General features: G+C 32.9%; 4 protein-coding genes. 3 read left to right on the top strand and 1 reads right to left on the bottom strand.

Annotated features, from left to right (window positions below):
• Positions 1-495: ATP-binding cassette domain-containing protein (locus B2S90_RS10560; protein ID WP_286697025.1), on the top strand; the 495-nt coding region annotated here is incomplete at its 5' end.
• Between the two features lie 11 nt (positions 496-506).
• On the opposite strand, the gene B2S90_RS10565 is transcribed toward B2S90_RS10560, so the two are convergent.
• Positions 507-1,283 (bottom strand): LysR family transcriptional regulator, encoded by a 777-nt coding sequence (locus B2S90_RS10565; RefSeq protein ID WP_279068196.1) that lies wholly within the window; start codon positions 1,281-1,283, stop codon positions 507-509.
• Between the two features lie 96 nt (positions 1,284-1,379).
• Here B2S90_RS10565 and B2S90_RS10570 point away from each other — a divergent pair, with 96 nt between their 5' ends.
• Together B2S90_RS10570 and B2S90_RS10575 are read left to right on the top strand one after the other, a co-directional pair.
• Positions 1,380-1,991: a YczE/YyaS/YitT family protein gene (locus B2S90_RS10570; RefSeq protein ID WP_279068197.1), complete on the top strand. Its 612-nt coding sequence runs from the start codon at positions 1,380-1,382 to the stop codon at positions 1,989-1,991.
• A 1-nt stretch (position 1,992) separates the two neighbouring features.
• A partial coding sequence (locus B2S90_RS10575; RefSeq protein ID WP_286697026.1) for a DUF5131 family protein occupies positions 1,993-2,246 on the top strand: 254 nt, incomplete at its 3' end.

Consider the following 2,246-nt stretch of genomic DNA (forward strand, 5'->3'; position numbering starts at 1 on the left):
CTTGGTATTATCTTACAGGATACAAACCTCTTTACTGGTACAGTTATGGATAATATCCGTTATGGTTATCTAGAAGCGACTGATGAACAATGTATTGAAGCTGCAAAGCTTGCTGGTGCGGATGATTTCATTACTCGTTTACCAGATGGTTATAACACAATGTTGACTGGTAATGGAGCAAGTTTATCACAAGGTCAAAGACAGCTAATTGCGATTGCAAGAGCTGCAGTAGCAGATCCACCTGTTATGATCATGGATGAAGCAACATCTTCCATTGATACACGTACAGAAGCCATTGTACAGAAAGGTATGGATGCTTTAATGAAGGGACGTACAGTATTTGTTATTGCACATAGATTGTCTACTGTACAGAACTCAGATGTAATCATGGTATTAGATCATGGTCATATTATTGAACGTGGTTCTCATGATGACTTAATTAAACAGAAAGGCCAGTATTATCAGTTATATACTGGAGCATTCGAATTAGAATAAAATGAGCACGCCTAGAAGGCATGCTTTTTGAGTACGTTTAGTATATTATGAATGATTTGATGAGCATCTTCATGATAATAGAGATATAAAGAAGAAGTCCTATCTGTAGGAAAAGATGATAAATACTTACAGTAAGGATTTTGGTCCACGAAATTCTGTAATATGACATATCCTTCCTTCATACAGGCTTTAAGTAGTAATTGTTCGATTTCTGTATCTATATTCTCATATTTTACTGAAGTATCATAAAGAAGAGGAAGTGATGTGAGAGAAGTGTCTTTATGATAATACTTCATAAGAGGGTACGTCTTTAATAAGAGGGAAGGCTCTTGGAGAAAGTGATTTTCCATCATAATAATAAGATCAAGCTCTCTTTCATTAAACAGCTGTATAAGATTTATACGCCTATAAGCACGATATTCTAATACAATAGAAGGATACGTTTTCTTGATTGTTTCTAATAGACTAACAGTCAGCTGATCATCACAGTTTTTTAGAAGACCAATACGTACAATACCTGATTCTCCACGCTTATAAGCGTCTACGACTTGTTTGGCAGTATTTATTTCTTTCATAATACTTTGTGCATGGGATAAAAAAAGTGTTCCTTCTGGTGTGATTTCTACTTTCTTTTTGTTTCTGATAAATAATGGTATACCTAATTCATCTTCTAGATTATGAATCTGCTTAGTAATTGCAGTCTGAGAAATGTAGAAATGCTGGGCTGTTTTGGTAAAACTTAAGGATGTTGATAAATCAATAAAATATTCTATCTGTTTAATATTCATGTTCTCACCTCTTATAACTATAAGTTATTATATAATATATAAACGATATTGGAAAGGTATAAGAAAACTCTTTATACTTCTATTGGGGTGATAAAGATGAAACGATTGATTAATTACTTAATTGGACTAAATGTACTTGTATTAGGGATTACTTTGAATACACGTTCATTATTAGGAGTAGCTGCTTTTACTACACTTCCTTATGCAGTAAAAGAAACGACACCTATTTCATTTGGTACTGCAAATATTATTCTTTATATGGTTTTAATTGTGGTACAGCTATTGATAGAAAGAAAGATAAAATTAGATATTCTTTTAGAAATACCTTTCTCATTTATTATGGGATATATAATAGATTTATATCAGATGATTATTCCTGCTTCTCCAGAATCTTTAGGATTACGTTTTGTGATATTGTTTGCAGGAAACTTATGTACAGCTTTTGGCGTATATACAATGATACAGTCTCATTTTATATTGGCGCCAGTGGATGGTGTGGTCTTAAGTATTTCTACAAGATATAATAAGCCGTATTCTTTGTGTAAGAACTGCTTTGATATTACAATGATTGTATCTACAATTATTCTTTGTTTAGTAACACGTTCACCATTCTATGGTATAGGTGTAGGAACAATAATCTCTGCACTTTGTGTAGGACGTATTATTAAATGGTTTGAAATAAAGCACTTTAGTTTGATAAGGAGTTAAAATGCACGACATTTGGAATCCCTGGCATGGCTGTGTAAAGTATTCAGAAGGGTGTAAGAACTGTTATATGTATGTTTTGGATAAGATGAGAAATCAGGATGGTTCACATATATATAAGACCAATGATTTTGCGTATCCACTTTCTAAAAATAGAGATGGTACCTATAAGATACAAAGTGGAGAAAAGATAAGAGTCTGTATGACAAGTGATTTCTGTCTAGAAGAAGCAGATATATGGAGAGATGATGTCTGGTC

It is taken from the genome of Catenibacterium sp. UBA627, from assembly GCF_002299355.1.
Taxonomy (GTDB): Bacteria; Bacillota_I; Bacilli_A; order Erysipelotrichales; family Coprobacillaceae; genus Catenibacterium; species Catenibacterium mitsuoka.

Excerpts from the sequence above, each read along its gene's own strand:
- B2S90_RS10565 (WP_279068196.1), bottom strand. The coding sequence starts at position 1,283 with ATGAATATTAAACAGATAGAATATTTTATTGATTTATCAACATCCTTA.
- B2S90_RS10570 (WP_279068197.1), top strand. The coding sequence starts at position 1,380 with ATGAAACGATTGATTAATTACTTAATTGGACTAAATGTACTTGTATTA.